This window comes from Dickeya sp. MK7 (assembly GCF_000406305.1).
Classification (GTDB): domain Bacteria; phylum Pseudomonadota; class Gammaproteobacteria; order Enterobacterales; family Enterobacteriaceae; genus Dickeya; species Dickeya fangzhongdai.
This window is the reverse complement of the sequence record NZ_CM001984.1, coordinates 49,680-76,344: the sequence shown is the minus strand read 5'-3', so window position 1 is coordinate 76,344 and position 26,665 is coordinate 49,680. Positions and strand designations below refer to the sequence as shown.

At 57.9% G+C, this 26,665-nt stretch carries 18 protein-coding genes; 6 read left to right on the top strand and 12 right to left on the bottom strand.

Features of this window, described 5'->3' with window-relative positions; translation table 11 throughout:
- Positions 1 to 20 precede the first annotated feature (20 nt).
- The 3 genes from DXXMK7_RS00435 to DXXMK7_RS00425 all read right to left on the bottom strand — a co-directional run bounded on the left by DXXMK7_RS00435 (position 21) and on the right by DXXMK7_RS00425 (position 10,810).
- A complete protein-coding gene (locus DXXMK7_RS00435; protein WP_071605134.1) occupies positions 21 to 9,731 on the bottom strand; it encodes a non-ribosomal peptide synthetase in 9,711 nt (3,236 codons plus the stop codon).
- A gap of 354 nt (positions 9,732 to 10,085) precedes the next feature.
- Positions 10,086 to 10,352 (bottom strand): DUF1471 domain-containing protein, encoded by a 267-nt coding sequence (locus tag DXXMK7_RS00430; protein WP_038917369.1) that lies wholly within the window; start codon positions 10,350 to 10,352, stop codon positions 10,086 to 10,088.
- Between the two features lie 176 nt (positions 10,353 to 10,528).
- On the bottom strand, positions 10,529 to 10,810 hold the full coding sequence (locus tag DXXMK7_RS00425; protein ID WP_038917368.1) for a hypothetical protein: 282 nt from the start codon (positions 10,808 to 10,810) through the stop codon (positions 10,529 to 10,531).
- Positions 10,811 to 11,196: 386 nt separating this feature from the next.
- Here DXXMK7_RS00425 and DXXMK7_RS00420 point away from each other — a divergent pair, with 386 nt between their 5' ends.
- Together DXXMK7_RS00420 and DXXMK7_RS00415 are read left to right on the top strand one after the other, a co-directional pair.
- Complete coding sequence (locus DXXMK7_RS00420; protein ID WP_038917367.1) at positions 11,197 to 12,564, top strand: D-serine ammonia-lyase; 1,368 nt, start codon at positions 11,197 to 11,199, stop codon at positions 12,562 to 12,564.
- 13 nt (positions 12,565 to 12,577) lie between these two features.
- Positions 12,578 to 13,042 (top strand): GNAT family N-acetyltransferase, encoded by a 465-nt coding sequence (locus DXXMK7_RS00415; RefSeq protein WP_038917366.1) that lies wholly within the window; start codon positions 12,578 to 12,580, stop codon positions 13,040 to 13,042.
- 21 nt (positions 13,043 to 13,063) lie between these two features.
- Here the strand turns inward: DXXMK7_RS00415 and DXXMK7_RS00410 are convergent, their stop codons facing one another.
- The 6 genes from DXXMK7_RS00410 to DXXMK7_RS00385 all read right to left on the bottom strand — a co-directional run bounded on the left by DXXMK7_RS00410 (position 13,064) and on the right by DXXMK7_RS00385 (position 19,786).
- Positions 13,064 to 14,119, bottom strand: coding sequence for a hypothetical protein (locus DXXMK7_RS00410; protein WP_038917365.1), 1,056 nt, complete (start codon positions 14,117 to 14,119; stop codon positions 13,064 to 13,066).
- 12 nt (positions 14,120 to 14,131) lie between these two features.
- The gene (locus tag DXXMK7_RS00405) at positions 14,132 to 15,139 is read right to left on the bottom strand and encodes a bile acid:sodium symporter (protein ID WP_049842572.1); all 1,008 of its coding nucleotides are present in this window, start codon (positions 15,137 to 15,139) and stop codon (positions 14,132 to 14,134) included.
- A gap of 136 nt (positions 15,140 to 15,275) precedes the next feature.
- Positions 15,276 to 16,706, bottom strand: a complete 1,431-nt coding sequence (locus DXXMK7_RS00400; RefSeq protein ID WP_038917364.1) for a CehA/McbA family metallohydrolase — start codon at positions 16,704 to 16,706, stop codon at positions 15,276 to 15,278.
- Entirely contained in the window at positions 16,699 to 17,979 is a 1,281-nt protein-coding gene (locus tag DXXMK7_RS00395) for an extracellular solute-binding protein (protein ID WP_082202654.1), read from the bottom strand. The genes DXXMK7_RS00400 and DXXMK7_RS00395 overlap by 8 nt, the downstream gene beginning before the upstream one ends.
- A complete protein-coding gene (locus DXXMK7_RS00390) occupies positions 17,979 to 18,866 on the bottom strand; it encodes a carbohydrate ABC transporter permease (RefSeq protein ID WP_049854813.1) in 888 nt (295 codons plus the stop codon). The genes DXXMK7_RS00395 and DXXMK7_RS00390 overlap by 1 nt, the downstream gene beginning before the upstream one ends.
- An 11-nt stretch (positions 18,867 to 18,877) precedes the next feature.
- Positions 18,878 to 19,786 (bottom strand): carbohydrate ABC transporter permease, encoded by a 909-nt coding sequence (locus DXXMK7_RS00385; RefSeq protein WP_038917362.1) that lies wholly within the window; start codon positions 19,784 to 19,786, stop codon positions 18,878 to 18,880.
- A 301-nt stretch (positions 19,787 to 20,087) separates the two neighbouring features.
- On the opposite strand from DXXMK7_RS00385, the gene DXXMK7_RS00380 reads away from it, so the two are divergent.
- Positions 20,088 to 21,368 (top strand): histidine-type phosphatase, encoded by a 1,281-nt coding sequence (locus DXXMK7_RS00380; RefSeq protein ID WP_038917361.1) that lies wholly within the window; start codon positions 20,088 to 20,090, stop codon positions 21,366 to 21,368.
- A gap of 36 nt (positions 21,369 to 21,404) precedes the next feature.
- Here the strand turns inward: DXXMK7_RS00380 and DXXMK7_RS00375 are convergent, their stop codons facing one another.
- The 3 genes from DXXMK7_RS00375 to DXXMK7_RS00365 all read right to left on the bottom strand — a co-directional run bounded on the left by DXXMK7_RS00375 (position 21,405) and on the right by DXXMK7_RS00365 (position 24,856).
- Positions 21,405 to 22,577, bottom strand: coding sequence for an MFS transporter (locus DXXMK7_RS00375; RefSeq protein WP_038920741.1), 1,173 nt, complete (start codon positions 22,575 to 22,577; stop codon positions 21,405 to 21,407).
- Between the two features lie 168 nt (positions 22,578 to 22,745).
- The gene (locus DXXMK7_RS00370; protein WP_038917359.1) at positions 22,746 to 23,636 is read right to left on the bottom strand and encodes a LysR family transcriptional regulator; all 891 of its coding nucleotides are present in this window, start codon (positions 23,634 to 23,636) and stop codon (positions 22,746 to 22,748) included.
- Positions 23,637 to 23,677: 41 nt separating this feature from the next.
- Positions 23,678 to 24,856, bottom strand: a complete 1,179-nt coding sequence (locus tag DXXMK7_RS00365) for an MFS transporter (protein WP_038917358.1) — start codon at positions 24,854 to 24,856, stop codon at positions 23,678 to 23,680.
- Here DXXMK7_RS00365 and DXXMK7_RS22765 point away from each other — a divergent pair.
- The 3 genes from DXXMK7_RS22765 (at position 24,855) to DXXMK7_RS00355 (ending at position 26,608) form a co-directional block, all read left to right on the top strand.
- Positions 24,855 to 25,001, top strand: a complete 147-nt coding sequence (locus DXXMK7_RS22765; RefSeq protein ID WP_157987362.1) for a hypothetical protein — start codon at positions 24,855 to 24,857, stop codon at positions 24,999 to 25,001. The genes DXXMK7_RS00365 and DXXMK7_RS22765 overlap by 2 nt on opposite strands.
- 157 nt (positions 25,002 to 25,158) lie before the next feature.
- Positions 25,159 to 25,809 carry an iron-containing redox enzyme family protein gene (locus DXXMK7_RS00360; RefSeq protein ID WP_038917356.1) on the top strand — a complete coding sequence of 217 codons (651 nt, stop codon included), beginning with the start codon at positions 25,159 to 25,161 and terminating at the stop codon, positions 25,807 to 25,809.
- Positions 25,810 to 25,813: 4 nt separating this feature from the next.
- The gene (locus tag DXXMK7_RS00355) at positions 25,814 to 26,608 is read left to right on the top strand and encodes an SDR family oxidoreductase (RefSeq protein WP_038917355.1); all 795 of its coding nucleotides are present in this window, start codon (positions 25,814 to 25,816) and stop codon (positions 26,606 to 26,608) included.
- Positions 26,609 to 26,665 lie beyond the last annotated feature (57 nt).

Sequence of the window (26,665 nt, the reverse complement as noted above, 5' to 3'; positions counted from 1 at the left end):
AACCTCTTTCCTTATTTGCTTTAATCAGAAACAGACATCGCTGAATGCAGATATTCCGTTACCTGTTCGAACGCGTTGGATTGGAACAGAATATGGAATGGAACTTTGACGCCCAATTCATTCTCAATCCTGACCGATAGCCGCAGCACCGTCAGCGAATCCAATGCGGCATGAACCGACGCTTGTCGTGTCTCCCTCAGCCAGAGGGTACCGAGCACGGACGCAACATCCCGCTCACCGGACAGCGGGATCGAAAACCGGCGATCATAAGCATCATAGCGACTGCAACCACCGGAACCCAGACCTTTCGCCATCCGATGCAAATCCGGATAAGCCGGCTCGCGGGTCGCCAGCACATCGTTGATAACCCGGTCATACACTGCATGAATAACCTGTAATTGCTCGTCGCTGACCACCTTCCCGTTGGCGTTAAAGATAATATTGATACCACCGGTCTTGATATCGATACCGACATTCACCAGTAACGCAAAGTCGGCATGCTCAAACCAGCGAATCCGGCCGATGAAACGCTGGTCGTCAAGCGCGCTGCCATACACATGGAAATTCGTAAAATTGAACGCCGTTTCGGTCAGTCGTTGCGCGCCGACATCGCGCTGAATCATCGCGTATGGGTAATTACGGTGTGCCAGTACCTCGGTATAATTCTCAGCCACAGCGCCGACGAGCTGCGCCATCGGTATGCGTTCATCCATCTGAAGGCGGAACGGCAGGATATTCAGATGCAGGCCGATCGTGTTATCCCCGCCTTCCTGTTCCAATCGAATATTGCCAAATACCCCGGTCGTGATATCACGCTCTCCCGTTATCACTTGCAATGACACACAGTGACACGCCAACAGCAACTGATTAAGCGACACACCATACACATTGGCCCGATCTTTCAGACGGGTCGTAATATCAGGCGCATACCGTAACGTGCGCTCACTCCATCGCGTAGCAACCGCGGCCTGAGTTCTGGGCAACGCGTTATACCGATAATCAGCCAGATACGATCGCCAGAAGGCTGAACTTTCTGCACTGCTGCGGGATGCAATCTCGTGCGCCACAACGTCACGGTAGTTCAGTCGAGTCTCACGCGGCGGCAGCACTGCGGGCTTGCCCGCCAGCAGGCCGGTGTAGACGTTGAGCAACTGCGTCATCAGGTTTGCCAGGCTCCATCCGTCCAGAATGCAGTGATTGAAACTGAAGGCGAAATGGAAGGTTTCTTCTGTACAGCGAATCGCAAAGAAACGGCCGACCGGCGCAGTTGTCCAGTTGAAACCGGTCTGTTTCTCCTGCTCAAACCAGCGATCGATAAAGCGCTCCTGCTCCGCAGCAGACAGATGTGAAATATCCATTTCCGTCAGTGGCAATGAAACATGACCATGCACAATCTGCATGATTTGACCGTAGCGGCTAAAGTCAAACGAGGTACGCAGTACATCATGTTCGGCAATCAACGATTGCAACGCCGTTCGGAAGTGCTCGCTGTCGTAAGGCAATGCAAGTTCATAACACAACAGGTCATGGAAGACGCCCTGGCGGACATCCAGTTCGGAGTGATAAATCATCCCTTGTTGCAACAGCGTTGCCGGATACGCATCCACCACACCCGCAGGTATCTGTCGCCGCTCTTCCGACGTCAGCAAAGCAAAAGGAGTCAGAGATGCGGCTTCCCGCTGACTTTCTCGAGAAAGGCACTCAGCCATCTTTCTGACCGTCTGCAACCTGAACATATCACTGACCTTGAGAGTCATCCCGGCTTGCTTGAGTTTCGCCACAATCCGGATCGCGTGAATGGAATCGCCGCCCAGAGTGAAATAACTATCATCAATGCCGATTCGCTCCAGCCCCAGCTCTTGCGCAATCAACGCGGCCAGCATCGCCTGCGGCGCGGTTTCCGGTGGAATATACGCTTGGGTATTCAGCACGTTATCAAACGGGTTGGGGAGCGATTTACGGTCCAGCTTACCATTTACCGTTATAGCGAACTTCTCGACCTCAACCAGATAAGCCGGGATCATGTGCGAAGGGAGTAACGCCTGAAGCTGCTGACGCAGAGTTCCGACATCCATCGAAGTCCCGACAGCCAGTTGGTAATAACCGGCCAGCGCCTTACTGCCGTTGTCCCGTTTCAACACCACCACCGTTGACTGAATGACGCCGTCCACTTTCGACAACGCGGCATCTACCTCCTGAACCTCAATCCGGTAGCCATTGATTTTCACCTGGGCGTCTTCACGTCCCAGATACTCCAGGTCGCCATTCGGCATCCTGCGGGCGATATCGCCGGACCGGTAAGCACGGAAGGTCTGTGTTCCGCTTTTCAACGTAACAAAACGCTCGCGATTCAACTGATCCCGCTCATGGTAACCCAGCGTAACCCCGCTGCCGCCGACAAAGATTTCCCCCGGCGTTCCTACGGGGACCGGCTGTAGCGCCTTGTTCAGCAAGGAAACCGTCAAATCCGGTATCGGTTCGCCAATCAGACTGCGGGTGCCATCACAGTCACGTTGGGTAATTTCGCGATAGGTCACGTGTACGGTGGTTTCCGTAATGCCATACATATTGATTAACCGCGGACGGCGATCGCCATAGTGTTCGAACCAGGGTCTCAACCCTGCAATATTCAACGCCTCGCCGCCAAAGATGATGGACCGTAGGCTAAACGTAGGCCGGGTATCGCGAGATAACGCCTCATTCTTAAACAGCTCAAAGGCCGACGGCGTCATGTTCAGGCGCGTGACCTGATGCAGCGCCGTCAGATCGACCATGCGGGTAATATCATGGGCTTCGCCGGGAGAAACCACGACCAGCTTGCCGCCATAAAGCAATGCGCCCCACATTTCCCACACCGAAAAGTCGAACGAAAGCGAATGGAACAGCGTCCAGACATCATCCGATGAAAAATCAAACCAATGCTGAGTACTGCCGAATAGCCGCAGAACGTTGTGATTGGCAACCAGAACCCCTTTCGGATTCCCGGTCGAACCTGACGTGTAGATGATGTACAACGGATCATCCGGTGCGACCTCAACGCTGGGATTCGAAGACCCGGCACTGTCCACTCTGGAAATATTCAGGAAAGTGCGATTCCCGAACGAACCGGCTTCATCCGTCGTTAATACCACCTCCAGACCGGCATCTTGAATGATGTAATCGATGCGCTCCTGCGGATAGGCGGGGTCAATAGGAACATAGGTGGCTCCCGTTTTCACGATCGCCAGCAGGCAGACGATTGCATCCAGATTTCGGGAGCAAAATGCGCCGACTCGCTGCGTCGGTCTGACGCCACGTTGGTTGATGAGATAGCTGGCGATACGGTTCGCGCGTTCGTTCAAAGCCCGATACGTGATATAGCGGTTTTCGAAAACCACGGCTTTCTTTTCCGGGTAGGTCGCCGCAATATGCTCGAATCTCGCCTTGATACTCTTTTCCCGGAAAACGCGGTCGGTCGCTTTCGGCACCTTCAGTTCAAAACAATCCCGTTCGGACAATAGATCCGTCGTTTGCATCGCGGCATCCGGTGCAGCGGACATCGCACCCAGCACGGCGAGGTAATAGCCAAGATAGCGATCAATCTGCTCGGCGGTAAACCGGCTGGCGTTGTAATTGACCGTGATTTCCATCTGACGGGTGAACTTGTTATTGATGAAGTTAACCAGGTAATCAAAGTTTGTCTGTTCAAAATAGCTGGCGTGCTTCAGCACAAGATCGTCGAGCGAGGAAAGGCGATCGTAGACATGGAAATCCACATAGTTGAAGTTACTGTCGAACAGAGAACTCTGCTCCGCCAGCTTCTGAATGTCGGCCAACGGCATAACGTGGTAGCCAATCAACTGATGTTCCGCCTCATGGACCGCCAGACACAGCTCACGCCAGCTCGTACGTTCGATATTCACGCGCACCGGCACCGTATTCAGGAACAGCCCGGCAGCGGCATCCACCTGCTCCATTGCCGGACGCGCATTCATGGTGCAACCCGTGGATACATCCTGCGTGTTGGTGATCATGCCCAGCACCTGCAGGTGCGCGGCAAGCATCACCGTTTTGACGGATACCCCTACATCGCTGGCCAGCGCATCGACTGCGGTTACCAGCGAAGCAGGCCATACCCGCCCCCGGCTCTGCCAGACGTAATCCGCGCCGTCGCCGTCCGCCAGACTGGGAAGCTCAGCTACCTGTAGCGCCTGCAAATACTGCTGCCAGAATGACCGTATTTCCTGATTCTGTCGGGCTTCTTCTTCCTGCTGAGCAACGATGGGCTGAATCAGCAGTTCTGTTTCCTGTACCGAGCCGGCAGCTATCGTTTCCTGACGATAAAACAGCACCAGGTCCGTCACCAGCGACGCCACACTCCATCCATCCAGAATGGCATGATGGAAGCTGAAACCAACCACCAACGAGGTGCGGTTCTGCAATGCATTGATCCTGAAAAGCTGACCTGCGGCAAAATCAAAAGGACGCTGTTTTTCAATCGCTACCCAATCATCAAACGCCGCCTTCAGTTGCGCGTCAGCGGCCCCGTCATCGTACACATACCTGCAAGGGATCTCTGCGTTCTCAAACAGCAATTGCATGGGTACATTGCAGGATGCCAGATCAAAGGCGCTGCGCAGCACCGGATGCTTACAAGCCAGTTGCCGCACCGCACGCTGGAAAGCGGCGCTGTCGTGTTTATCGAACGCGAACACAAAATAAAACACGTCGTGATAGGTATGCGCATGCAGATCAGAGTGATACAGCATTCCGGTCTGCAGCAAAGACGCCGGCCAGGCATCGCTACAGCCGACAGGCAGTTTGCCCGCCTCGTCATCAGAAACAAACCGGCGACGAACGTAGTCTTGCGACGGCAGATGCGCTTGCGTCGTCACCAGTCTCGCTGCCATATCTGATAACTTACGATGCTGGAAAACGTCCCGAAGCGTTATCTCATAGCCCAGTTCTTTCAGCCGGGACACCAGCTTCAATGAAATAATGGAATCCCCGCCCAGACGGAAAAAGTCGCCGTCACGCGAAATCGCCTCGATTTTCAGCAGTGACGACCATACCGCCGCCAGCGCCTTTTCTTGCTGCGTTACCGGCGCAACAATCCGTGATTCTTGTTGATAGGCATCGGGATGAGGCAACGCCTTCCTGTTTTTCTTGCCATTGGGGGAGAGAGGGAAATCATCCAGCCGAATATACAGGCTGGGCACCATGAATTCCGGCAGCACTTTCGCAAGAGCATGCTCAAACGCCTCGTGCTCGCCCTCGCCGGTGTAGTACGCCACCAGTTGTTCCTGCCCGGAGCGCGACTTATGCACACTGACAATCGCTTCTTTCACGCCGGAGATATTTTCCAACTGGCTTTCAATCTCACCCAGTTCAATTCTCAAACCACGGAGCTTGACCTGGTTATCTACCCGCCCGAGGTATTCGATATCGCCATCGCGGTCAAACCGCGCCACATCGCCGGTTTTATACATAACGGGCGATAGCGCCGGGTTGATCAGATTGCGGATGAACGCTTTGGCGGTCAGCTCCGGCTTATTGTGATACCCCCTGGCCAAGCCGACGCCGGCGATATACAACTCCCCTTTCACGCCAACCGGCACCGGGCTCATAAACTCATCCAGAATGTACAGCTGAATGTTGTCGATGGGCCGGCCGATCGGCACCTTACCCCCCTTCAACCCCTGGTTGCAGGACCAGAAAGACACATCAATCGCCGCTTCCGTCGGGCCGTACAGATTATGCAGCTCAACGCCCGGCAAGCTTTCCCGGAACGCAACCACCGTATTGTTGGGTAATGCCTCACCGCTGCAAAAGACGCGTTTGAGCGGGGTATGGCGCATCACGCCGTTCTGCTCCAGGAACAGGGATAGCATGGAAGGAACAAAATGCAGGGTGGTGACGCCTTTACGGCCAATAACCTCCAGCAATGCTTGCGGATCTTTATGAACTTCAGGTTTTGCTACCGCCAGCGTTGCCCCGTACATCAGCGGCCAGAAGAATTCCCAGACCGAAACATCAAAACTGAACGGCGTTTTCTGCAAAATGACGTCATGCGTAGTGAGTTGATACGCTTTCTGCATCCAGGCCAGGCGGTTGAACACGCCTTGATGGGTGTTCACCACCCCTTTGGGATTGCCCGTCGAGCCGGAGGTATAAATCATGTAGGCGGCGTCGTCTGCCGTCAGTTGCGGCAGCGCCAATGCCGTATGCCCAACGCCGGTCAGTCGGCGAATATCCACAGTGAAAAAGGCATTATCGCCATGACCAGGCATACGCAGCCCCGCTTGCGTCAGCACCAGCCGCGGTTGTGAATCGGACAGCATGTATTCGATACGGTCCGCAGGGTAATTCGGATCCATCGGAACATAAACCGCTTCGGCAAACAGCACGGCCAACAGGCTCACTACCATCTCGGGCGACCGATTCATGTAAACGCCGACAAAGTCCCCTTTAGCGACCCCCTGTCGCTTGAGTTCCGCCGCCAAAGCCGCAACATGCCCCCCCAACTCCGCATAACTAAGCCGAATATCTTCATATTCCAGCGCGGTTTTCTCCGGGCGACGCATTATCGAGTCATAAATGAACGAGACGATATTGCCATCACCATAGTCATAAGCGGTGCGGTTCCAGTCACAGGTAACGTGCTTTATCTCGTCAGGGCTCATCATTGGGCATGGCAGAACGGCACTGTCGGGCTGGCTTGCCATATTCACCAGCAGATTCCGCCAGTGCTGCGCAAAGCGCGCTATCGTTGACTCGCCAAATAAATCCGTGGCGTACTCGATTTCCAGGGTCAGATCGTCGGTATGGTGGTCCCGAAACAGAGAGAACTGAACATCAACCTTCGCCCCCTGAGAGGAGCGCCGATGCCTGTCGACTTGCAATCCGGAGAGTGTCAGCGGCGTTTCGTCCTGCTGTAGCACGAACAGGGTCTGATAGAGCGGGTTATACCCCAGGTTGCTGCCGATATTCAGCCGGTCGATGACGCTGGCGATATCGTAGGACTGATGCAACATGCCTTCATCAAGCGTTGTCTGAATCTGGCGCAACAACTCCCGCAGCGTCATGCCATCCTGAAAACAAATGCGTATCGGCAGGGTATTGGCAAAATAGCCCAGGGTGCTTTCAACCTCATGCCGAACCCGGTTTGTCACCGGAGTCGCGATCACCATATCGCGCTGTCCGGTATATTTCGCCAGCAAAACGGCATAGGCGGAGAGCAGGCCGACATATGGCGTACACCCTTCTTCTCTGGCCAGCGCCACAAGCGGTTGATACTCCGCCGCGCGGATAGTCAACCAACGGTGCGCCCCGTGGAAGGAAAACACCCCCGGTCGGGAGTAATCGGTCGGCAATTCCAGAAGTTCCGGCGCGCCTTTCAGTTTTTCAGCCCAGTATTCAACATGCTGGCTGTCGTTCTGACGGCGCTCCCATTCGGCGTAGCTAAAATAATCGATGTGCGACTCATCCCGCACGCTCTGGATATCGTTCACGCTCTGGATATCGTTATAGTTATCCGATAATTGCTGAATGAATAAATTATGTGACCAGCCATCACTGATGACATGGTGCATAACAACGGATAATTGCCATGTCTGCGCGTTCTCCCGATACAGTGCAACGCGTAGCGGCAACGCATTAAACAGATCAAACGGACGAATACGCTGCGCCGTCAGCTCCTGCTCTGACTGGCAGCGTACGATTTCAAGGCGCGCTTCAGATCTGGCGGCCTGGAAAAATTGCCCGCCGATATCGTCAAATCGGGTAACCAATACCCGATTGTCAGCAATCAATTTTTGCAGTGCAGCATTGAGTCTGTCGCTGTCCAACTCACCCGTGATCACAAAATCCATCGGGAGATTATAGGCCGTCGATTGTGGTGACAATTTCTGTAAAAACAAAAGATTACTTTGTACGCGGCTCGTCTTGTAAGCGGACTGCTGCAGATTAACCACCCGATCCGCCTCAATATCGTTATCGTTCCCGCTTTTCAATATCGATGCCTGCCCGGCGATAGTTTTTGCCGCATAAAGCGCATCAAATGTGATCCGGTATCCCTGTTTTTTTAGCTCGTTATAAACCATGAAATTTTTTATTGAATCACCGCCGACCGAAACAAAGGAGCGATCCGCCGCAATGGCATCAAGGTTTAAAATCGAGCACCATATCCGGTGTACATCGCGCTCTTCCTGTGTGCGCAAATGGTGTTCATTAATCGTCTGGCGCGGCGCGCTCAGTTGTTCATTCGCCATTGCCAACAGCCGTTGCCTGTCAATTTTATCATTCGGCAACTTAGGCAGCTTATCCATAGCGCGGATAACCGAAGGGACGACCTCTTGAGGCAGCACCCGCTCCAGCGCCGCGCGTACCTGCTGCTCACTGACCGGCATGGCGCCTCGGATGTCATAGAACAGGCAGATCCGCTTGTCTGACAGACGGGTATAGGCCAATACGGCAGCAGCACCGTGAATACCCGGAATAGTCAGCGCCGCAGATTCGATTTCACCCAGTTCAATACGCACTCCACGAATTTTTACCTGACTATCAATACGGCTGACAAAGACCAATTCGCCACGCTCGTTCTGACGCACCAGATCGCCCGTCCGGTAATAACGCTTATTGCCAAATGATTTTAATGTAAGGAATTTTTCATCTGTTGCCGCCGCGTTATTGAGATACCCCTGCGCCAGACAATCGCCGCCGATATAAAGCTCGCCTTCCTCTCCTGTCGCCACTTCATGGCCTGCATTATCCAGCAAGCGCAAATCCACCTGGCGGATCGCTTTGCCAATCGGCGCATCACCATTCAGCGGGGACGTGACCAGGTAATCCGTTACGTTAATCGCACACTCGGTCGGACCATAAATATTCAGTAATGGGATATCAAAACAGGCAAAATGGCTATCAATAAGCTGCTTATCCAGCACCTCGCCCCCGGTCGCCACCATCCTTAACTGCTTACAACGGGGGAAAAGCTCACAAGCCTGAAGGGCCCGCAGCATTGACGGCACCACCTGAATCAGGGTCACGTTCTGCCTGATCATCAGTTCACACAAATATTCCGGATTACGTTGCCCCCCTTGTTTGGGGACGACCAGCCGCCCGCCGCTCATCAGAGCACAGAATATCTCCCTGACGGCGGCATCAAAGGAAAGCGCGGATTGCTGTAAAAATGCATCCTGGTGATTGATATTATAGGTTTCAATTTGGTGGGATATATTATTCAGAACACCAAGATGGGTATTAACAACACCTTTAGGATTACCGGTTGAGCCTGATGTATAAGTGATAAAAAAAGGATCGTTTTTATTAATTTCAATATCAGATAAGGCTCGCGCATCAGATGTTGATTTTTCGTTATCAAGTATGTCAATAATCTGAATGCTATCTGTAACCCAATTTACTTCCTCACCCCGCCTGGATATAAGAAATCGACTATTCGAATTATCCAGCAGATATTTCTTTCTGGCTTCAGGAAGGTCCACCTCGATAGGCATATAACAGCAACCCGCCTTCAACACGCCCAACAGCGCGATAATAGTCTCAACGCTTCTCCCGAAAGAGATACAAACTATCTGATTTTTCTGCACTCCGGCATTTAACAAACGCATTCCTGCTGCATCGGAAAGCTTATCAAGTTGCGAATATGTAACAGAGCGACTTTCATCGACGACCGCGATGTTCTCTCCATTCTCAACAACCTGAGCTTTAATATAATCAAGCGCGAGTTTCAATGTGTTCTCCTTAACGCTGGCTGAAATAATTTATTTTCACTGAGGAGTGGAACAGACAAAAAAATAAAGAAAACAACCTATGAGATTCACATTGACAATACAAATAGCATCATAATATATAATTACTACAATAATTTTATATCAATAAATAATTATGATACCAAATTATTAAAAATGAAAATTTTATGAAAATAATTTAATAAGAATGTCACAAGAGGAGTTTAATAATATCGACACCTTAATATTTTAGATGTTCTTAATATTATTAATGCGCTTTATTCATATATATAGCCAAATATCAGAAACAACAAAGCCGCCCGAAGGCGGCCATTGTTGCTGATGATAAACCGGTTATCAGTTGTACAGTTCAGCCACGCCGCGCATCTGGTTTTCACCGGAGGTGGCGGAGATGATGCGGAACGATTTGGCGCCGGCCGCATTGGCTTTTTCCGACAGGCTGGCCTGCAGACCGTCCAGCGTAGCGGCTGTCGCGCTGACGGTGCCGACGGACAGGCTGGCGGACTGCTGTACTTCAGTCGCAGTGGACGTGGTCGCAGCGAAGGTGCCGAAAGAAACGGTAGCCAGGGCGATAACTGCAACAATATTTTTGATAGCTTTCATGGTCAATATCCTTCACGTTGAATGGGGTGAGTATTCTTTTCAGGAGGCGTTCTCGCCTTCGATGGAAGTGATAATAGACCTGTTAACGCGACGTTAAAATCGGGTTTATTTGCAGATATCTTTCAAAATATGTGAACAATATTTATTCGTTTCTTCCCGCCTTTTCCCCGCCGGATTTACTGCGGCGGACACACCCACAGCGTGTTGACGCACGAACCGGGCTTGCCGTTGCCGGCCGCCGGATGCACCGGCATGCATCCGTCGATCGCCGGCGTCTGACCTATCGCCTGGACCCTGTCCGGGTGCGCCAGCAAATATTCCGTCACAATCCGGCGGATCTCCGCCCGCTGCGCCTCGGTAAATTCACGATTGCCATCCGCCGGATAAGGCGCAATAGCCAGCCCGCATAACGGCAGCATCAGCAACACCCCGCCTGCCGCCAGCCTGTTTACTTTCATGATTGCCTCCTCACCTCGGGAGATCCGCTATGGCAGGCTCACTTCCCCCATGAAATGGGCCTGCCGCACAGCGTATCTAAGCCGTGTCGCCATCGGTTGTCCGATCCCCTCAACGATGCCCGCCCGCATTCGGTTAGCGCCGCTCCGGGAACACGCAGTCAGGCTACCGGTCAGGCGGTAAATTTGTCGTAAAAGCCGGTTATGCGGGTATAAAAATTCTGTATAGGGTAGGGAATCCGACATATCCCTATGATTAGAAAAAACAAATCCTTATTAACAAACACCCATCCGGCGATGACGGTAGGCAAATCCCCGCTAACGCAGGCATGATAAACGTCGATGATTCGCAGCGGGCACGCGCCCGCCGTTTACTGGAGACAACGATAATGGCTGACGCCGTATACGGTAAATCCTTGCCGCAATGGTTCCACGACTTTCCACTGCTGGAACCGCTGGTTAACCGCCAACCGGTGTGCTGGTTTAATCCGGCCGTGGTCCCCGTACGCGACGCGCTGGACGACGTGCCGCTGACCGATGCCGACGTAGCCGACGCCAGCCAGCGCCTGCAACGGTTCGCGCCTTTTCTGCGCCAGGCTTTTCCGGAACTGGCAGCCAGCCACGGCATCATCGAGTCCGAACTGGTGCCGGTGCCGGCGTTTGCCGCCGCAATCGCCCGGCAGGCGGGGTTGGATGCGCCATCCTCCGTGTTACTGAAGCTGGACAGCCACTTGCCGGTGGCGGGGTCGGTCAAAGCGCGCGGAGGCATTTACGAGGTGCTGTACCACGCCGAACAGCTGGCGTTGCGTCACGGCTTACTGCGGGAAAGCGATGACTATCGCCGCCTGCTGGACGACGACTGTCAGCAGTTGTTCCATCGCCACAAAGTGGCGGTTGGCTCTACCGGCAATCTGGGGATGTCGATCGGCATCGCCAGCGCCCGGCTGGGGTTTGACACCACGGTGCACATGTCCGCCGATGCCCGCCAGTGGAAGAAAGACCGGTTGCGCGCGCACGGCGTGCGGGTGGTGGAATACGACGGCGATTACGGTCAGGCGGTGGCGCAAGGCCGCCGGGAAGCGCAATCCGACCCGAGCTGCCACTTTATCGACGACGAAAACTCGACTTCGCTGTTTCTGGGCTACGCGGTGGCGGGCGAACGGCTGAAAGCGCAGTTTGCCGCGCAGGGCCGGGTGGTGGACGCCGATCATCCGCTGTTCGTGTATCTGCCTTGCGGCGTCGGCGGCGCGCCCGGCGGCATCAGTTTCGGGCTGAAACTGGCGTTTGGCGATCACGTGCACTGCATTTTCGCTGAACCGACCGAATCCCCCTGCATGCTGATGGGCGTCTACACCGGCCTGCACGATCGGCTGGCGGTGCAGGATTTCGGCATCAGCAACCGCACTACCGCGGACGGGCTGGCGGTCGGTCGGCCGTCCGGCTTTGTCGGCAACGCCATGCAGCGGCTGATCGACGGTTACTACACGCTGACGGATGAAGAAATGCTGGCGCTACTGCATGTGATGCACGAAACCCAGCAAATTCTGCTGGAGCCGTCCGCGCTGGCGGGCGCGCCGGGTTTTCTGCGTCTGTTGCAGGAAAATCAGGGCTACCGCCGGCGCGCGCCGCTGACGCCGCAGCGTTGCCGGCAAGGCACCCATGTTATCTGGGCCACCGGCGGCGGCATGGTGCCGGAAGACGAGATGGCGCGTTATCTGCAGGCGGGCGCCGCCTGCCGCCAGTCACGGATGCTGTAAGGAAACCTGCCTGATGTCGCTTATCGATTTTACGCCGGTGGATTACCCGCGCCTGATTCGCTGGGTAGACAGCGCCGAACTGAATCTGCTGTGGGGCGGCCCCACGTATTCGTTCCCACTCACCGCCACGCAGATTACCGATCATCTGGCTAACCCGCAGTTTGCCCCGTATCTGTTTGAGCATCAGGGCGCTATCGTGGGATTTGTCGAACTGTATCAGGTGGAACCGCGCCACAGCCGGCTGTGCCGGGTGTTCATCGACCCGGCGTACCGCGGGCGCGGGCTGGCGCGCGCGATGTTGCAGGCCGCCATCCGACAGGCGGCGGAGCGGTTTGAGGCGCAAGCCGTATCGCTGTCGGTGTTTACCCATAACCACAGCGCGCTGCGCTGCTATCAGTCGCTCGGTTTTCACATCACCGCCGCCGCCCCGTTCGGCGATCAGGGGCTGGAACTGACGACGATGCGCCTGACCCTGTAATGCGCCTGACGCTGTGATTATTTAGCTTTTCGACGTTTCGGCCGGCGCGCCGCAATCCGGGCAGTAGTGATAGAAGGCGTTTTTACGCAACCCGCAGGATGGGCACTGCGACAACAGTTGCAGCCCGCAATGCATGCAGAATGCCGGGGCGCCGCCGCCCTGCAGGATCAGCGGGCGGTCGCAGCCGGGGCATTGGTTGCGCGCCAGCGACGTCAACGCCGCTTCGTAGTGAATCGACTCCTTGCGTTCTTCCTGCGAGGCCGCCTGCTCCTGTTTCTTGCGTTCCAGATACGTCTGCAGCCAGCGCAGCAGCGCCCGCCCGCCGAAATAGGTCAGCACCACCCCGACGCCGTAACGAATGTAGCCGCCGAAACTCGGCAGATACGGCACCAGTTCGACAAAGAAACCGAACAGGGCGAACAGAATGAACCCCCACACGAACGGCCATTGGTTACCGCTGCGATAACGACGAAACAGCCACAGCGCCGCCAGCAGCAGCGGGCCGACAAACGCCAGCCGGATGAAAAACGCCTGCAGTTCCGCCTTGTGCAGCGCCTCGCCATAGCGTGCGTCCGCATCGGCGTACAACTGGCTGACCGCCAGCGTTATCGGCGTCAGTTGAAGCTGCAACTGCGCTTTCTGTTTTTGCAGATCGGCGATTTGCCCATCCAGTTGCTGTTGCACCGCCAGCAGGCGATCCAGCTCATGGTTGCGCTTGATCACCTCCGGGTTCTGATCGGACAGCTCGGTACTGCTGCGGGTGGCGCGCCAGTTGTCGAAGCTGGCCTTGGCTTTGGCGTAATCGTTAAGCGCCATTTCGCGCGCCTCCCGTTTATCCGCCAGCGTGTTGTCCAGCGTTTCCTGCGCCGCCTGAATCGGCGCCATGCGCGCTTTCTGGGCGTCCACCGCGGTCTGATCGATAAAGCTGCTGCGCTCCGGTTCACGGGTCAGCGACGGCAGGTCTTCCAGCACCGCGGCGCTGATCATCACCAGAAAATAGGCGAACAGCAGCGCAACGGTCCACTGTCCCATCCGAATCAGCCGTTCCGGCCCACGTAATTGTTTAAATGCTCGCATGGTTCCCTCTTGTTATTTTCTGGATGGCGCGGTGGAATGCGGCGGCTCGCCGGCAAAACGCAGGCGCGGCACCCAGCGTATATAGACCAGTTCCGCCAGCAGCTCCACCAGCGTCTGCGTCACCACTACCGCCGGAATGACCGGCAACGCATCCGGTATCGCCAGCGCCAGCGGCAAAATCACCAGCGCGTTGCGGGTGGCGCCGCTGAACACCAGCGCCCGCCCCGAGGGCGCGGGCAGCGACCACAGCCTCGCCATCAGCCAGCCCAACGCCGGCGCCAGCACGGCAAACAGCAGATAGATCGGCAACGCCTGCCGTACCGCACCGGTCGCCAGCCCCAGCCGCGGCACCACAAACGCGATGATCAACGCCAGCACCAGCGCGGTGGCCGGCACCGGCAATAGCCCGAGCCAGCCGGTCACCGCCGCGCCGACAGGATCTCGCGTCGCCCAGCGCTGAACGACGGCCGCCAGCAGCAACGGCAGCGCCATCAGGACGATAAAAGCGTGCAGGAACGGCGCCATCCCGATGGTGACCGCCGTGGTCTGCGGCAACAGCAGCGGCAGCCATAACGGCAGCAGCAACATCTGCAATATCAACAATAAAGGCGCCGCCGCCAGCAGTAATCGGGAATCCGCGCCGCCCTGATGCGAAAAGGTCACCACATAATCGACGCAGGGACACAGCAGTACAATGGCGACACCCACCGCCACCAGCGGCTCCAGCGGCCACAGACGTAGCAGTAACGCCACCAGCAGCGGTATCGCCACAAAGTTCGTCGCCACCAGCGCCAGCATAAAGCGCAGATGGGTTAGCGCCTCCAGCAGGCGGGACAGCGGCAATTGCAGAAAGGTGACAAACAGCATCAGCGCCAGCGCGGGGTTAATCGCCTCCGCCAGCGCGTCCGATGGCGGCCAGCGCCACGCCAGCACGGCGGCGACCAGCATGGTCAGCAGATAGAGGACGGTCTGGCGGCGTTCCAGCCAGCCGCTCCAGCACGATAAAAATGAGGTTGGCATCAGGGCGTCGTTGATATCTTTCGTCCGACAGGTGGCGCTGACTATGCCATTAATCACGGCGAGGCACCACCCGCCGCCAGTCGCGCCCCCCTTTTCATTACCCGGCGCAATAACGCCGACGGAGCGTCATCCCGCGCTATTTCGGCAGGCGCGCCACCGCTTCGCCCCAAGTGGTGAAGGTCTGGCAGGAGAAAATCGGGTGAGTGCCGTTATACAGCGGATTGATCAGCCCGGCAAAGTCGCCGTCCGGCCCGCGGATATCAATGCGGCACCACGGCCAGCTTGCCAGCGGCAGCGCAAAGCTCACTTCGTCGCGCCCCAGTTCATGGCGCGCAATCACCGTTCCGCCCGCTACGCATTCCGCCACATAGCCCGGCCGATCGTTTTCGATGACGAGGGTCGCCTGAACCGTGCGCGCCCCGACATTCTGCCCCGGCAACACGTCGCCGTCGTCAAACCGGAAGCGCAGGCCGCACTGCCGGTCGATATACACCCGGCCTTGCCGCAATCCGTGCAGAATGGCGTCGCCGCTCAGGCCGTGGGCAAACACCAGCGTCGTCGGGTCGCCGTACACCGAGGGCTGGGTCGCGCCGTCATAGCGTTCGTCCGGGCGCAGATGGCAATCGCTGCCGCCGACGGCGGCGATGCGCCAGCCGCCGTTCCACAACGTGCTCAGGAGCTGCAACGCCCGCTCGGTGGCGGCGGCCGACGTCGGCCAGGTCGGGTCGCAGCACACTTCCAGCGTGTTGATGCGCGCCAGCGGCATCGCCGCATACTGCCAGTGCCACGGCGGCATCATCGGATGGTTGATACTGATGTTGCCGTCGCCCGTCACATTCAGCGACAGCCCCTGACGGATCAGCGTTTCCGGCGCCATGTCCCCGTCTTCCGGCGTCAGCACCCGGCGCGGACCATGCACATTGAAATGGCCGATGTCGGTGGTCACCTCCAGCGCAGGCAGGAACAGGGTACGGCCTCCAGCCGGCAGCGCCGGGTGGCACAGGTTATGTTCAGTCAGGAACAGAAAATCGAGCTGATGCTCTTGCGCCAGCGTCACCGCCGCCGTCAGGCCGTTGTGTCCGTCCGACAGCCGGGTGTGGGCGTGCAAATCGCCGCGATACCAACGGGACGCCGGTTCGAGACAGGCGGAATAGTCAAAGCACACCTGATGGTCGCCGCGCAGCGCCACCGTCAGCAGCATCTCGTCCGGCGGCGGCAACGGCGGATCGAACGCCACCGTGATCTGGTAATCCGCCTGCGTGGGATGATTTGCCTGAGCCGGAATGCTGCACAGCGCCAGCCGCCACGCCCCCGGCGGCAGCGGCCCCGGTATGCCGCCCAACGGCAACGCACGCCGTGCGGCGATGGTCACCGACTTGGCGGCCGGCTCAATCAGCAGGTTGGCGCGCAGTTGCCGGCGGGCGTCGTAGACAAACGCATACAGGTAGCTTTTGTTGCGGTTTTGCGCGGTCAGAGTCAGGCAGTCGACCCCCTCCGGCACGGTAAACTCCACTTGCCCGCGCCCCGTCGTCAGGCAACCGGCAAGGGTCAGCTCCGGCTTATTCATTGATGCGGTCCAGCGCTTTTTGCGCTTTACGGGCCGCCTCGGTCAATACCTGTTGCGCCGGTTTGTTTTCGATTTCCACCTGATCGGCGGCCACGGTCAGCGCATCCAGAATTTTGCCTTTGGTCGGATCGATAAAATCCATACTGGCGGATTTCGCCTGCTGCACCGGCACGGCCGCCTGCGGGTTGGCGGCGACGTATTTCTGATAATCCGTGTCCTGCAACACGCTTTCACGCGCCGGAATATACCCCGTGAACATCGACCAGCGGGCGGTATTGGCCGCACTGGTGTAGAAACGCATAAAGGCAAAGGCGCCCTTCGCCGCCGCTTCCGGCGTGCCGGTTGGCATCACGAAAATCAGCGCCCCCGCCTGCGGCGCCGCCGGATTGCTCCCCCAGCCCGGCTGAGGCAACGCCGCCAGCCGCTGGAAGTCGAGATCGCCCTGATCGCCGGACGAACCGGTATACCCCAGCGCCCGGTCTTTCATCACGTCATCAATGGTTTTGTACCAGTATTCCCAGCCCTGACCGCCGTGATAAATGCGCATGATGCGCTCTTCATGAATCCACCGGCGGAAGCTGTCCCAAACCTCCACCCACGCCGGCGAATCGATCACCACCTTTTTACCGTCTTCGCTGAGAATACGCCCGCCGTTGGACAGCGCCGCGTCAATCAGGTTGCCCGGCCCCCACATCGGCTCCCAGCCGTAATAGCGGGTGTTGCCGTCGGCGTCTTTTTGGGTGACCGCCGTCGCCACTTTCGCCAGCCCCTGCCAGGTTTTCAGGTCATCCGGCGTAAAACCGTGCTGCGCCAGCATCGCCTTGTTGTAGTAAAGCACCTGTGTGGTGCCGTAGGCGGGCAGGCCGTAAACGCTGCCGTCCGGCCGGGTGACCTGACGGCGGAACGCGCCGATAAAATCGGTGAAATGGAAGCTGTCGTCCATGTACGGCCGCAGGTCGCGCAGCAACTTGCGCTCCGCCAGCGCCGTTCCCTGCGAGGCGGTCAACAGCGCGAACGCCGGGGCGTTTTGCGCCGCCATGCCGGCCTGTAATTTTTGCCAGGTTTCATCGTAATTACCCTGCAACGCGCCTTTCACCACGTATTGATCCTGACTGCGGTTAAATTCGTCGATCAGCGTCAGCATCATTTTTTGCGGCTTGGTGCCGCCGGAATACCAGAAGTTCACCTCAGTGGCGGCCTGCGCCTGCGCGGTCAGCAGCAGCGCGCACAGCGCGCCGCTCACACACCGCCACCCTTTGCGTACGGTCATCATTATTCTTTCACTCCATTATCGGAAAAGCCGGACAGGATAATTCGTTGGCACAACAGGAATAAAAACAGCATCGGCATCACGACAATGGCGCTGGCCGCCATGATATTCGACCAGTTAAAACCGTAGTCTCCCCCGGAAATAAAATACTGCCGGATGCCAATGGAAATTAAATTCAGCGACGGCGAAGTAATCACCAGACTGGGCCACATGTAGCTGTTGTAATTGGTGATGAAAATAAGCAGAAACAGCGTAGCCAGCGCCGGCTTTATTTGCGGCAGCACAATGGTACGCAGCAACGTCCATTCGCCGGCGCCGTCAATACGCGCCGCTTCCATTAATGACGGATGAATTTTTTTCAGCGCCTGATGTAAATAAAACACCCCCATCGCACTTACCGCGTTGGAAAAAATCAGGCCGATATGGGTATCCAGCAAATGCAATTTAGCCAGAATGATGTAACAGGGAATATAGGTCACCGCGCCGGGCAACATATAACAGGCCATCACCACGCCATACAGCAAACGGCCGGCTTTACCGCGCCACTGAACAACGGCGTAGGCAAACAGCAGGCTGTTGACCACCACCAGCAGCGACGTCAGCAGCGCCACCGTCAGGCTGTTGTACATAAACAGCCCGAAATGCGTTTCGCGCCATACCGCGGCGAATGAGGAAAAGTCGGGATGCGACGGCAACAGTTGCAGCGGATGGCGGAAAATTTCGTCATTGGTTTTCAGCGCGCCGGACAGCATCCACACAAACGGGAATACCATCAGCAGACCGGCCATCATCAATAGCAGGTGCTTCAGCAATCCCCGCCCGCGAAAGGCCGGGCGACGGGCTACAGCGGAAACAACCGGCTCGGCCAGCGCGATCGGCGACGACACCATACCCATGCTCCTTAGAAATAGACCCAGCGGCGGGCAATCAGGGTGTTGACCAGCGACAGCGACCCCGCCAGCAACAGGATCATCACCGCGCTGGCCGCCGCCGGTCCCATGCTGAACTGCTGGAACGCCTGCTGGTAAAACAGGTACATCAGCGTGCGGGTGCTATTGCCGGGGCCGCCCTGCGTCAGCATTTGAAATTGATCGAATGCCTGAACGGCATTCACCAGATTGACGATCAACAGGAAAAAGGTGGTGGGGGAAATCAGCGGCAAGGTGATGGTTAACAGGCGTGTAGCGCGGCTGCCGCCGTCCAGCCGCGCGGCTTCGTATAGCTCGGCGGGAATGCGGTTGAGCGCGCTGATGAAGAACATCATCGTCCAGCCGATGCCCTGCCATACCGTGACCGCCACCACCGCCAGCATGGCGCTGCCCGGCCGCTCCAGCCAGGGCACGCCCGCCGCGCCGAACAGCCCGAGCAACTGGTTCGCCAGCCCGGCGCGAGAGTCGAACACCCATGACCACACCACGGAAACCGCTACCGTCGGGGTAATCCACGGAGAAAAGATCATCGCCTGATAACAGCGTTGCCCGCGACACCGGCGATGCAGCAGCAGCGCGAATCCCAGCCCCAGCGCCACCACCGGCATCACCACCGCGATGGCGAACACCAGCGTGTTTACCAGCGCGCCGGAAAAATCGTCGCTCTGCAGCAAATCACGGTAATTATCCACACCGACGACATGATAATCCGGCGAAATATAATCCCAGTCGGTGAGGCTGATATAGAGGCTGCAAAAAAAAGGAATCACCCAGAATAGCAATAACGGGATCAGCAACGGGGCAATAAACCCGGCGCCAATAAACCCTGAGCCACCAAACCCACCGCGGTTAAATAGCGTCGGTATTTTATTGGCCTTCATGACGTCTCCGTAAATCACACCCCGGTGTTAATCCGCCAAGCCTAAAAGCGCTCTGTGACAACAAACCGGCAAAAAGAAGACAGTTTCATGATTCAGGCTTTTCTGTTTTCATTTCACGGCCTTCAGAGTGAAAGTGATGACGTTCACATCATTGCCGGGCTCAAAAAGATATTTTCTCTTCAACAAACTTATTTACAGGCTGAAAGAAATCCCACGATTCTTACATAGAAAAAATATTCTTCCCGCTACCGCCATCGCTTAGCCTTGCGGTAGCCAAAAGGCATGTACCCGAGGATTAACTATGTTATTCACACGCAAGACCGTCGCCGGGCTGTTGTTGTCGGCGTTACCCTGGCTGGGCGCGCAGGCGGAAACCGCTCCGTCAGGCTGGACGCTGGAAAAAGTGGTGGAAATAAGCCGCCACGGCGTACGCCCGCCGACCGAAGGCAACGTCAAAACCATTCAGGAAGGCACAGGACGCAACTGGCCTGCCTGGCTGACCCATTACGGCGAGCTGACCGGTCACGGTTATGCGGCGGCGGTACTAAAAGGACGGTACGAAGGGCAGTACCTGCGCCAGCACGGGCTGCTGACCCCAAATTGCCCGGCGTCCGACGACGTGTTTGTCTGGGCCAGCCCGCTGCAACGCACGCAGGAAACCGCAATGGCGCTGATGGATGGCGTATTCCCCGGCTGCGGCGTGGTGATTCGCGGCCCGGAGAGTGAAGACAACGACCCGCTGTTCCATGCCGAAACCGCCGGCGTGCCGGTGGATCAGGAACAGGTGAAGGCCGATCTGCAAAAAGCGATGCAGGGCAAAAGCGCCGGGCAGATTCAGGCGGAGTGGCAACCGGCGATCGATCGCCTGAAACAGGCGGTCTGCCTGCCGGATAAACCCTGTCCGGCGTTCAGCGCCAAATGGGAAGTGAAAGAGAGCAAAAAAGGGAACCTCTCGCTGCATGGGCCGGAAGCGCTGGCCAACATGGCGGAAACCATCCGGCTGGCCTACAGCAACAACAACCCGCTCGGTCAGGTGGCGTTCGGCAACGCCAGAACCGCCGCCGCGGTGGGCGCGTTAATGCCGCTGCTGACCGCCAACTACGATTTCACCAACGACTTGCCCTACGTGGCGCGGCGCGGCGGTTCGGTACTGATGAATCAGATAGCCCTGGCGCTCAACCCAGAACATCAGGCGGACGCCCCGCCCGACGCCAAATGGCTGCTGTACGTAGCGCACGACACCAACATCGCCAAACTGCGCGCCATGCTGGGCTTCACCTGGCAGATGGGCGACTACCCGCGCGGCAATATCCCGCCCGCAGGCAGCCTGATCTTCGAACGCTGGCGCAATCCGCAGTCCGGCCAACGCTTCGTGCGCATCTACTTCCAGGCGCAGTCGCTGGACCAGATTCGCGGGCTGACCGCGCTGGATAACGACCATCCGCCGCTGCGCAGCGAATTCTCGATGAACGGCTGCCAGAAAACCGATGTCGGCACCCTGTGTCCGTACGATGCCGTGATGAAACGCCTCAACGGCGCGGTGGATCGCACCGCGCTGCTGCCGGTGCGCTATACGCTGTAATCGTTATACCCGTCACGGGCGGAACCCCGCCCGTGATTACCGACGACTGGCCGCCACCAGCGCCAGCAGCGTCACGCCGCCGGCAAACAGCGTTACCGGCATCCAGCCGCCCGCCTGCCAGGCGGCCATCGCGCCGCTGGAACCCAGCGCCCCGCCGAGGAACATGCCGCCCATGAACAGCGTATTGATGCGCCCGCGCGCCGCCGGTTGCAGGCCATAAATCACATGCTGGTGAGCGATCAACGCGCTCTGCACCCCGAGATCCAGCAATATCACCCCGACAATCAGGCCCGCCACCGCGCCCCACAGCCCGAACACGCCCCACGCCAGCAGCGTGAGCAACGCGCCCAGCAGAATCACCGGCCGACTGCCGATGCGATCCGCCAGGCGTCCGGCCACCGGCGCCGCGGTAATGCCCGCCACGCCAATCACGCCGAACAGACCCGCCGCCGCCGCGCCCATCGGATGGCTGCAGCTGGCGAGGTATAGCGCCAGAATGCTCCAGAACGCGCTAAACGACGCAAACAGCGCACCCTGAATCCAGGTAGCGCGACGCAATGCCGGCTCCGCGCGCCACAGCGTCAGCAGTGAGCGCATCAGCGAACGCCAGGACAGCGCCGATGACGACGGCAACACAGGCAGCATGCGCCCCATCAGCGCCGCGCCCGCCAGCGCCAGCGGCACGCTCAGCCAGAACATGGCGCGCCACCCGGCGGCATCCGCCACCAGCCCGGCCAGCGTCCGGCTGAGCAGTATGCCGCTCAGCAACCCGCTCATCACGGTGCCGACCACCGCGCCGCGCTGACCCTCGCCCGCCACCGTCGCCGCTACCGGCACAATCTGCTGCGCCACCGTCGCGCCGACGCCGATCAATACCGATGCCGCCAGCAGCACCGTCGCCGACGGCGCCAGCGCCGCCAGTACCGAGGCCAGCGCCAGCAACAAAAATTGCCAGACGATCAGCTGTCGCCGCTCGAACTTGTCGCCCAACGGCACCAGCATCAGCAATCCCAGCGCGTAACCAAGCTGGGTAGCGGTGGGAATCATCGATGTCGCGCCGCTGCCGGGGAAGCTGGCGGTCATCAGGCCGAGCATCGGCTGGTTGTAATAAATATTGGCGACTGCCACACCGCTGGCGGCCGCCATGGCAAAAATCAGCGGCTTACCCGCCTGTTGTACGGCGTCATCGCTGTAAGATAACGTGCTCATGGTCATTCTCCGTGGTTGCCTGTCTGAAGGTTGTTTTCCCCTCAGGCCGGAAGCACCATCACACGGCACGACTTGGGGGACAGGTTCAGCATAAGCAAGGCGACTTCACCGCAGAAGAGCGCCATCAGCCATAATATTTATTCCAGAATGGAATGGGTGAAAGGAAACTCAGGCAGGCACAGACAGATGGTGGGCCACAAATTCGGTAAACGCCCGGGCGCGGGCCGACGTTAACCGGCCGCCGGGGTAAACCGCCCACAGATCCATGACGCCGATATGCCAGTCGGTCAGCGCCGTTACCACCGCGCCGCTCGCCAGCTCCGGCGCAAACATCCACGCCGACGCCACCGCCAGGCCGTTGCCCGCCAGCACCGCTTCCCGCACCCCTTCCGCCGCGCTGGTGCGGATGCGTCCCGACAGCGTGACCAGACATTGCCGGTCATCGCGACGAAACCACCAGTTGCCCGGCGCATCGGCCTGCAGGTAGATCACCGCGTCATGCTCTTCCAGCGCCTCGGGCAAGGCCGGCGTGCCGCGAGCGGCGAAATACGCCGGCGTGGCCAGCAACCGCATCGGCGCCGAGCCGATCTTCCGGGCGGTCAACCCGGAATCTTTCATCTCGCCCAGCCGCAACGCCACATCAATGCCTTCGGCGATCAGATCCACCGGACGGTCATCTAGAATGATGTCCACCTTCAGTTGCGGATGCTGCGACATAAACCTATGCAAACGGGGCAGCACATGCAGGCGGGCGAAAGTCACCGGCGCCGACACCCGCAAATAACCGCTCAGTTCTCCGTTACCGCCGCGCACCCCGTCCTGCGCCTCGTGCAACTGTTGCAACGCCGGGGCGACCTGCTCGTAAAACCGCTGCCCGGCTTCGGTGGGCGTCAACCCACGGGTGGAGCGCAGCAACAGCTTGACCGCCAGTTGCTGCTCAAGCTGTATGATGGCTTTGGAAATGGCCGGCTGGCCGATGCCCAGACGGCGCGACGCAGCGGAAAAGGAGCCGCACTCATAAACACAGATAAACGTTTCCAGCGTTGCCAGACGATCCATTTTCTCCCCCGGTGATTCACCACCAATACACGCCTGTCGTGCTACTCGGCCACTTCCGGACTCGCCGGTCTGGCGGCGTCCCGCTGCGTCGTCGCAAGCGCGTTGGCCGCCAGAAACAACAGCCCCAGCAACCCCAGAATAGCGATTAGCCCATCACGGCCGTACCACTGCATCAGCGAACCGCTCACCAGCGGACCGCTGAAGCTGCCGACACCCCATAAAACGCCGAACAAGGCGTTGATCGCCACCAGATCGACGCCGCTGAACTGCTTGCCCGCCCGCACCAGCGACAGAGTGTAAATACTGCCCGCCACCGCGCCCAGCAGGAAGACGTTCGCCCACACCCAGCCGGTGCCGTAGCTGAACGGCAGACCGGCCAGCATCAGCACGAACAGCACCCCGCAGACCAGATGCACCCGCACCGTACCCAGTTTGTCGGAAACCCAGCCCAGCGGCACCTGCAACAACGCATCGCCGATAAACAGCACCGTCACCAGCAGCACCGCCAGCGGTTCCTCGTAGCCGTGCGCCATGCCGTACAGCGGCAGCATCGACAGCACCGCGCCGTCGAAAAAGGCGAACGCAAATACCGCCGCCGCCAGCGCCGGCGCGGCCAGCAGCAGTGAAAACAGGTTATGTTGCCGATGGGCGCTCAGCGCCAGCCCGGAAAAAGACGAGCCGGGCACCATCAGCAGGCATACGCCATGCAGCGCCAGAATCAGCAACAGCCCGGTGGGATCGTCCAGGCCGGTGAGGGAAATCAACAGCGGCCCCAGCAGTTGCAGGCCGGTAAACGCGGTGGCGTACAATCCCACCAGCACGCCCCGGCGGTGCTCGGCGGTGTGGCCGCTGACCCAGGTTTCGCCGATGACGATAATCAGCCCACAGCAAAATCCCATCAGAAAACGCGGTGCGGCCAGCAGCAGCACATTGTCGAGGTAAAACGACAGCGTCAGGCTGACGCCCATGCCCCATGTCGACAGCGCCAGCAAGCGGCCCACCGGCAAACGCATCGCCACAGGCGCCGCCACCCAGGAAGAGACGAAGACGCCAATCGCCGGCAGCGCGGACATCATGCCAGTCAGCGCGGAGCCGTATCCCAGCGCGGTCAGTTTCAGCGTCACCAGCGGGATGGAATACCCCTGAACCAGTCCCACCAACGAGGCGCTGGTCATCACCACCCAAATCGCCAGCTGATGCGCGCGGCGCGATGTCGACATGCTGTTTCTCCGTCCCTTCGTGATTTATCAGGCGACCTACTATCACCTATACCGGATTCCGGATTTTACCTATACCGGATTTCAGTACCACTGGATTCCGGCGCCGAACCCGACGCCGACGTGTACCTTCACCGCAAACCAATGACTATAAATTTCATTATTTATCAAAACATTAATCTAGCACATCGATATTGAGATGATTTTTTAACCGTCTTAAGTCTCTCTTAATGCTCGCCCGTTAGCATGACACCATCGCACCCAGAGGCGGCCCCGACTGTCAACGCGCCATTCAGGAGTAAGACATGAGCTTTTACCAGCAACTGCAATCCGCAACATCAACATCGCAACAACTGATGATGTCCGCTCCGGTCATTGACGCCTGTCGTCAGGGAACCATCACCGGGGATATGTACATCGCCTTTCTGACGCAGGCTTACCACCACGTCAGTTATACCGTACCGCTGCTGATGGCGGCGAGCGGTCGTCTTCCCCGGCATCAGGCGTGGGTGCGTGAGGCCATTGAGGAATATATCGACGCCGAGTACGACCACAAGGCCTCGATTCTCCACAGAATTCGCGCCTGCGGCGGCAAAACGGAAACCCTGAGCCAGAACGCCGCCACCCAGTGGATTGAACTGATGGCGGCGTACCTCTATGACCAGATCCAGCGCGACAACCCGATGAGCATCTTCGGCCTGATACACGTACTGGAAGGCATCCAGGCCAACATCGCGCCCGATATGGTCAGGCAGATAGAAGCGGAACAGGGCCTGCCTGTTGGCACGATAAACGGCCTGCAGGCACAAGATCCGGCGGAGAAAACATGCCAGAACGTCTTCGCCGCGCGGATGGACAACATCAGCGACTCGGCCGATCAGACCGCGATAATTCATGCCGCTCATGTGGTTTATCAGCTGTACGGCGATATGCTGCGCAGCCTCACGGAGCACTAATGTCATGAAGCTAAAAAATAAACGTATCCTTCTGACGGGCGCCAGCAGCAGCACCGGCCAGGAACTGGCATTGTCGCTGGCCGCCAGAGGCGCCAGGTTGTATCTGGTCGGCCGTAATGAAAAGGCGCTGCTGGCGTTACAGAATCGGTTACCCGATCCCAGTCATCACAATATTTTGCTGGCGGACCTGTGCGACGAACAGGATCGCGACGCGCTGGCGGAGTGTTTCCCGGAAAACGCCAGACTGGACGTGCTGATTAACAACATAGACACATCGACCTTCGGCCTGTTTGAAGAGCAGAGCCACGACGTCATCCGTCGGCAACTTGCTCTTAATACCGAAGCACCGATACTGCTGACTCACTCTTTGCTCGACTGCATCAGCACGCCCGGCATCATCATGAATATCGGCTCGACCCTGGACGGGATCGGCTACCCGGGATACAGCGCATATTGCGCCAGCAAATTTGCCTTGCGCGGATTCAGCGAAGCGCTGCATCGCGAATTGTCATCTAAAGGGATTAAAGTACTGCATCTGGCTCCCAGATCCATCGATACCGGCCGTCACGCCCAAAAGACCAACGCTCTGACTCAGGCGCTGGGCTACCACAGCGACAACCCGGCCTGGGTGGCGGAACAGGTGGTCAACGCGCTGGAGCAGGAAACCGTGCGTCGTTGGTTGGGTTGGCCGGAAAAACTGTTTGTGCGGCTTAATGCGCTGGTGCCTGCCGTGGTGGATAATGCTATTCGTCGCCAGCTTGCCGCTATCCAGCATTATGCAAAGGCGCAGAAAAAATAGGGAAATCACACATGGTTCTCCGGGCACATATGGCAATCCAATCAGATATGACAATTC